Annotated in this window: 9 protein-coding genes and 1 pseudogene; 4 read left to right on the forward strand and 6 right to left on the reverse strand. The window is 40.4% G+C overall.

The window, feature by feature from the left end; all coding sequences use genetic code 11:
* From AC1DPZ_RS20235 to AC1DPZ_RS20250, 4 genes and pseudogenes are all read left to right on the forward strand, one after another.
* Positions 1–116: pseudogene (locus AC1DPZ_RS20235) on the forward strand (class II fructose-bisphosphate aldolase); the annotation flags it as partial.
* Between the two features lie 96 nt (positions 117–212).
* On the forward strand, positions 213–737 hold the full coding sequence (locus AC1DPZ_RS20240) for a low affinity iron permease family protein (protein WP_477406779.1): 525 nt from the start codon (positions 213–215) through the stop codon (positions 735–737).
* On the forward strand, positions 688–1,113 hold the full coding sequence (locus tag AC1DPZ_RS20245; protein WP_477406781.1) for a GNAT family N-acetyltransferase: 426 nt from the start codon (positions 688–690) through the stop codon (positions 1,111–1,113). The genes AC1DPZ_RS20240 and AC1DPZ_RS20245 overlap by 50 nt, the downstream gene beginning before the upstream one ends.
* 123 nt (positions 1,114–1,236) lie before the next feature.
* Positions 1,237–1,824 carry a hypothetical protein gene (locus AC1DPZ_RS20250; RefSeq protein WP_477406783.1) on the forward strand — a complete coding sequence of 196 codons (588 nt, stop codon included), beginning with the start codon at positions 1,237–1,239 and terminating at the stop codon, positions 1,822–1,824.
* Positions 1,825–1,921: 97 nt separating this feature from the next.
* On the opposite strand, the gene AC1DPZ_RS20255 is transcribed toward AC1DPZ_RS20250, so the two are convergent.
* The 6 genes from AC1DPZ_RS20255 to AC1DPZ_RS20280 form a co-directional block, all read right to left on the reverse strand.
* Complete coding sequence (locus AC1DPZ_RS20255) at positions 1,922–2,692, reverse strand: DNA-formamidopyrimidine glycosylase family protein (protein ID WP_477406785.1); 771 nt, start codon at positions 2,690–2,692, stop codon at positions 1,922–1,924.
* 57 nt (positions 2,693–2,749) lie between these two features.
* Complete coding sequence (locus AC1DPZ_RS20260) at positions 2,750–3,637, reverse strand: helix-turn-helix domain-containing protein (protein WP_477406787.1); 888 nt, start codon at positions 3,635–3,637, stop codon at positions 2,750–2,752.
* Entirely contained in the window at positions 3,634–4,251 is a 618-nt protein-coding gene (locus AC1DPZ_RS20265) for a pyridoxamine 5'-phosphate oxidase family protein (RefSeq protein ID WP_477406789.1), read from the reverse strand. Before AC1DPZ_RS20265 ends, AC1DPZ_RS20260 begins: the two co-directional genes overlap by 4 nt.
* Before the next feature lie 12 nt (positions 4,252–4,263).
* Positions 4,264–4,680 carry a nuclear transport factor 2 family protein gene (locus tag AC1DPZ_RS20270; protein ID WP_477406791.1) on the reverse strand — a complete coding sequence of 139 codons (417 nt, stop codon included), beginning with the start codon at positions 4,678–4,680 and terminating at the stop codon, positions 4,264–4,266.
* A gap of 114 nt (positions 4,681–4,794) precedes the next feature.
* A complete protein-coding gene (locus AC1DPZ_RS20275; RefSeq protein ID WP_477406793.1) occupies positions 4,795–5,349 on the reverse strand; it encodes a carboxymuconolactone decarboxylase family protein in 555 nt (184 codons plus the stop codon).
* Between the two features lie 105 nt (positions 5,350–5,454).
* Positions 5,455–6,070: DNA glycosylase AlkZ-like family protein (locus AC1DPZ_RS20280; RefSeq protein WP_477406795.1), on the reverse strand; the 616-nt coding region annotated here is incomplete at its 5' end.

Consider the following 6,070-nt stretch of genomic DNA (forward strand, 5'->3'; position numbering starts at 1 on the left):
ACAAAAAATATTACGATCCACGTGTTTGGTTGCGTAAAGGCGAAGAGAACTTTGTTAAAAGGCTTGCAGCCGCTTTCGAAGATCTTAATTGCATCGACGCGACGAGCAAATTATAATATTCATTAAAAATTAACAAAGCGCCTGTACATTTGTTGTACAGGCGCTTTGTTGCTTTATACAAAGTGACCCCCAAAACTTAAAACCTGTTTATAATGGCAACGATCGCTAAAAAGAAAAAGAATTTATTTGAAAGGTTTGCCAATTGGGCAACCATAGCTACGGGTAGTTCGGCAGCATTTTTAACTGCCATTACTGTAATAATTGTATGGGGTATAACAGGCCCGGTTTTTAAATACTCTGATACCTGGCAGCTCATCATCAATACCGGCACCACTGTAGTTACCTTCCTGATGGTTTTTTTGATTCAAAAATCACAGAATAAAGATTCAAAAGCTATACATTTAAAGCTGAATGAGCTACTGGCCTCACACCAGGGGGCAAGTAACCGGATGGTTGATGTTGAAGACCTTACCGAGATTGAACTGGATCATCTGCATAAGTTTTATGTACAATTAGCCAGCCTGGCTCAACAGGAAGATGACATCACCTGTACGCATTCAATTGATGCCGCCGAAGAAAATCATATCACTAAATTAAGTATACTTAAAACAAAACCGCATTATACCAATGCACACAAACTTAGAAATAGAAAAAGTAACGGAGCAAGCCGATCTTGATAAAGTATTTTCCGTACGCCGGGAAGTTTTTGTAGTTGAACAAAATTGCCCTCCCGAACTGGAGTGGGAGTTTGAAGATGAATCGAACCATTTTTTAGCTACTGTTGATGGCGAAGCCGCAGGTGCATGCCGTTGGAGAAAAACCGATAAGGGTTATAAACTGGAGCGCTTTGCCGTACTGCAAAAATTCAGGGGATTTGGGGTAGGGCAGGCCCTGGTACAGGCTGTGCTGGATGATTTGCCTGCTGATGCCGCATATGTTTACCTGCACGCCCAGGTACAGGCAGTTTCACTTTATAAAAAATTTGGTTTTGAGACTACCGGACCCGAATTTGAAGAAGCCGGGATCAGGCATTATAAAATGATAAGGAAATAATATTTTGTATTGAATTTATAGCTGCGCATATAGCATAATAATTAAAATCAAACTTTTGATTTTGCCTTGCAACCAATTTCAACCTGGCATCGTCTTGAAGTTAAATTAATTATGCTATATACTATGAAAATTCAATTTTACAATTCCTCAAAACAATCAAATTTAAATATCCTGTTTACCTGTTTACTTTGCCTCCTGGTTTTGGGCGGTTTTGCGCAGGATAAAACCAAAACTATCGGAAATAAAGCACGTGAAGGCTCGGCAAACAATTCATATTCTGCTGTAAAAGGTGCGCAGGTAGGTATCAGGATGAGTGCTGGCCGTAAACCGGTACAACTGCTTAAGCTCAATTTTCATGCTGATAGCTACGCAAGCGACAGTGTTGCTTTTAAAGTGAATGTTTACCAAATGGATGGTAAATTCCCGTTGGATACCAACCTGGTTAATACTGAAATAAGAGGCCTTATTAAAAAACACGATACGGAAAAGCATCAATTGGTAAGCGTTGACCTGTCTCCATACAAAATTGATGTTAGGGGCGATATTTTAGTTTCTGTAGAATTTTTAACTACAAAACCTGGGGCCGAGATTAGTTTTGCCTGTGGCTTGTTTAATGGTGGAACATTTCATAAAGACGCATACGGCGCTAAATGGAAAAAAGTCCCGATAGTTGGGGCTGATTTTAATGTGCTGGTGAAGAAGCTGAAGTAAAATCAAATTAGTGCCGGCATGCTGCACACCTTGCGTAAGGGGTACCGAAGCAAGTTACACATGACGTTGGGTAACCATATCTAAATTTACTTCTTACTTACTCAAACAATTCCTGTTCGTCAGTATAATAGGTCTTCCTCGAGCCTTCCTTTATTTTAATTTCGGCACCTTTAGGGCTGTGGGTTTTCCTGGAGTTGTGGATGAGCATAAAATCCCGTACCTCACCGTTAATGATATCAGGATTTGATTTAAGGATTGACTTTTCGGCTTCCTTTAAAACCGAGTCGATTGAACTGGTCAAATCACTTAGTTTATCTTCGGGTATTTTATTACTTACCGAAAAAGGGGAGATCCCGGCATGCCAAAGAATCTCGTCGGCATATGCATTACCAATGCCGCGGATAATCTTTTGATCAAGCAATACTGTTTTAATATTGGTTTTTGTTTTGGCCAGCCGGGTTTTCAAAAAATCAGCATTAATATCCATAGCATCCGGCGCGTCCTTCTCTTCGGGATTTAAAGTGGGGTTGGCTATGCCCTGGAAATCGGTAAGCACCAGGCCGGTATCGTCATTAAAATGCAGTTCGATAATGGGGTATTTATTGTCGTTCCTGCCTTCAAACAAAAACAACTTGCCATGAAGCATCAGGTGCAACGCCAGGATATCTCCTTTGCTGAATTTAAAGTAAAGTTCTTTTCCTTCGCGGTAAACTTTATCCAGCGTTTGGCCTTCAAGCGTATCCTTAAGTTCTCTATGGCTAACATTCAGTTTTTTAGCATTAACAATAACCACTTCCTTAACGGTTTTGCCGGCAAGTTTTTTATTGAGGTTATGGCTGAATGCCTGGAGATCTGGTAATTCGGGCATGGCATTAATGATTTTAATTTTTAACCAAATATAAACGGATATGTTTGAGTTTACAGGCTAATCTCCACTTGCCCTGCCAAAACCTACTGTATCTCTGTACATCTGGGGTGAAACATCGGCGTTGGTTTTAAAAAAACGACTGAAATAATATTCATCATTGTAACCCAATTCCCAGGCAATCTCTTTTATAGGCTTATTGGTTAAGTACAGTTCACGCTTGGCCTCGATGATGATACGTTCGGCTATCAGGTTGCTGATTGTTTTGTTAAAATGGTTTTTTGTGATCCTGGCCAGCGCTTTTGCCGAAATATTAAGCATGTCGGCATAATTACTTGCGCTATGTTTGGTTTTATAATGTACTTCGATAGCCTCCTGCAGATTCTGCAATATAAAGGGCTCCTTATTAACATCATCCGGATGCCGATCCAACTCCTGCTGTTCGGCTTTTAAGCGGGATGCCGTAATCAGGAAAATTTTGAGGTACGAAACAAGGATTTCAAATTGGGCTAAGCCCTTATTTTGCATTTCGGCCCTTATCTGATTAATAACTATATTAAATGTAGCCGCGCTAACTGAATCGATCCTGACATAAGGCGGATGATAAATATTCTCAAACAAAATACCGCTGCATGATACCTCTTTGTGATGTTTATGGATACAAAAAAAATCGGGGTGAAACTGGATAGCGACCCCGCTTATTGATTGGTTTGTAGATAACATAAACGGCTGATATGGGGTAAATGCCAGGAGCGTATTCTCCTCAAAATCATATTCCGAAAAATCTGATTTTAACTTACCAGAGCCTTCTTTTATCCAGATAACCGAAAAATAATTATTTCGTTGTAAATGATCGAAATAACTGTTATTCTCAAATAAAAATAATTTAAACGCAAGGTTACCGCTTACAGGATCAACAAGTATAAATGTATTTTGCGTATCGGTCATTTATGTAATGCTAATTGAGCTTTAAGTTCGGCGTTCTCTGTTCGTAGTTTATTAATATACTCATGCTGGGCCATAAACTCATCCTTTATCTCCTCCAATGTATACCTTGGCGTAATATGCTGCGGGCAGTTCCAGTCATACGCCTTAACTTTTAGCAGAATAATCCGCTCGGGTTTAAATTTATAATCGTCCAGGTTAAGTTTATCATATAATTCGGCATTGCCTTCAATACTTAAAATACTTGCTTCGGCAAATATCTTTAAACGGGCTTTAGCAGCCTGATTAAGGAGAAACAAAGCCACCTTGTTATGGGTAGCTAAATTTCCTGCCGAGATATATTGTCTGTTACCACCAAAATCAATAAAACCTAAAGTTTCATGATCCAGTACTTTCAAAAAACCCTTAGGCCCGCCCCTAAACTGGATATAAGGATAACCACTTTCGCTTATGGTTGCCATATAAAAGTTATCCTGGTGAGCTATAAAATCTTCTTCGCTTTCGGTAAGGCCATCGGTATATTTAAATTCCTCCTGGCGGTTATAACCGGCCCGGCTGCCGTAGCGTTCCTGGAAATCTTTAACAGCGCCTGTAAAGGCAATTTGTGGATAATTCATAATAAAATCGTTTTAAAACAATTTGCGCTCGGCTTCGGCTATAGGCATATCGTTAATGCTGGCATAACGTTTTTGCATGTACCCATTCTCATCAAACTCCCAAAGTTCGTTACCATAACTGCGGTACCATTGCCCGTTATAGTCATGCCATTCATATTCAAACCTTACAGCCATGCGATTGTCGCGAAAGCCCCAAAGTTCTTTTTTAAGCTTATAATCCAGCTCTTTTTCCCACTTGCCTTTTAAAAACTTTTTCACCTCCTCGCGGCCGTTTATAAAATCGGTACGGTTACGCCATTCGGTATCAATAGTGTAGGCAAGGCTAACCTTTTCGGGGTCACGGGTGTTCCAGGCATCTTCTGCGGCCTGTACTTTTTGCAAGGCTGTTTCCATATTAAAAGGTGGCAGCGGATAGCGTTTGTTTTCCATGATTTTTTAAATTAAAAGGAGTGAAGACCAAAGATAAAGGACAGTAATAGAAAGCTATATCATATAACCGTCTTTTTCTGTCCTTTCGTTCTATCTTTTTTCTTGTTTGCTCAATTATGCCTCAACGGAGTTATATGAATTTACAACCGGAAAGTCAATGTCAGTTTTGGCGGTGTTATTGAAATAGTTGGTCAAAACATTTAACGCTACGTGGCCAACAATTTCGCCTATTTCGCCATCTGTAAAGCCCGCAGCTTTTACGGCTTCCACATCTGCATCATTAACCAGGCCTTGCTTTGAGGTTACCACCGTAGCAAATTTTAAGGCAGCGGCTATTTTCGCGTCCAGGCTGTTTGCGTTACGGGCATTGGTCAAAGCAGCTGCATCAATATGCACCAATTTTTCGCCGATATAAGAATGTGCAGATAAACAGTAATCGCAATTGTTTTTTTCGGATACAGTCATGGCCAGCAGTTCGCCGGTTTTTGCCCCAAGTTTGCCGTGTGCCAATGCTCCGCTAAAGTTAAGGTAACCTTCCAGCAAGGCAGGTGAGTTACCCATGGTACGCATCATGTTTGGTACCGCACCCAATTTACTTTGTATAGCGTTAAATAATTCTTTTGTTTTGCCTGTAGCTTCTTCAGGACTTAATGCTTTTAAACGTGCCATTTTTGTAATTTTTTTTAGTCGTTATTGACAATACAAATTTGCACAGCCCGGCTTTACGGTAACATGGATGAATTTCGTTAATACATGGACAATTTTCCCGGTGATTTATAAAAAGAATTTGTAATACCTTTTAGCAGCCAGCTCCACTRCTTTTGCCTGGGCCTTATTAAGCTTGCCATACAGGTTAAAGCTGATATCAATGCTTTTGGTTTTGATGGTTCGTTTCCAGTTGCCTGCAACCTGGTTATCAACTACAATTACCGGATCAAAAATTACATGCCTGGCCTGCACTAAGTGCCTGGGGTTAACTAAAGCGTCTCTATGTTTATAGGCAATGGCAAACTCATCAAAAGCGGGTAATAAATAAGCTTTGGGTTTTACAGGAATAATGTTAGTATTACCCGGCATCCAATACGTTTTACCGGCAATAACTTCGCTAATGAGTTGCCCCTTTATATTTTGCAACCCCATATTCGCATCCGCAATGGTAAGCCCCGACCAATTTGCAAAGTCATGCACCGTAGCAGGCCCGCGGCTGTTAAAATAGCCGGTTGCCAGCCTGGTTAATGCTTCTTCATGTGCTAAATCTGGAGTTACCGGGGCCCGTTCATCAAGTAGCGCATAGGTAAATTGTTTGCCAATCCGGCCACCACTGCAAATAACAGCATCAAGTTCTGCATGCATCAGGAGTATAGTTAACCGCAAATCATCAGTTGCAATC

The organism is Mucilaginibacter sp. P4_G9 (genome assembly GCF_056400985.1).

Excerpts from the sequence above, each read along its gene's own strand:
- AC1DPZ_RS20240 (WP_477406779.1), top strand. The coding sequence starts at position 213 with ATGGCAACGATCGCTAAAAAGAAAAAGAATTTATTTGAAAGGTTTGCC.
- AC1DPZ_RS20245 (WP_477406781.1), top strand. The coding sequence starts at position 688 with ATGCACACAAACTTAGAAATAGAAAAAGTAACGGAGCAAGCCGATCTT.
- AC1DPZ_RS20250 (WP_477406783.1), top strand. The coding sequence starts at position 1,237 with ATGAAAATTCAATTTTACAATTCCTCAAAACAATCAAATTTAAATATC.
- AC1DPZ_RS20255 (WP_477406785.1), bottom strand. The coding sequence starts at position 2,692 with ATGCCCGAATTACCAGATCTCCAGGCATTCAGCCATAACCTCAATAAA.
- AC1DPZ_RS20260 (WP_477406787.1), bottom strand. The coding sequence starts at position 3,637 with ATGACCGATACGCAAAATACATTTATACTTGTTGATCCTGTAAGCGGT.
- AC1DPZ_RS20265 (WP_477406789.1), bottom strand. The coding sequence starts at position 4,251 with ATGAATTATCCACAAATTGCCTTTACAGGCGCTGTTAAAGATTTCCAG.
- AC1DPZ_RS20270 (WP_477406791.1), bottom strand. The coding sequence starts at position 4,680 with ATGGAAAACAAACGCTATCCGCTGCCACCTTTTAATATGGAAACAGCC.
- AC1DPZ_RS20275 (WP_477406793.1), bottom strand. The coding sequence starts at position 5,349 with ATGGCACGTTTAAAAGCATTAAGTCCTGAAGAAGCTACAGGCAAAACA.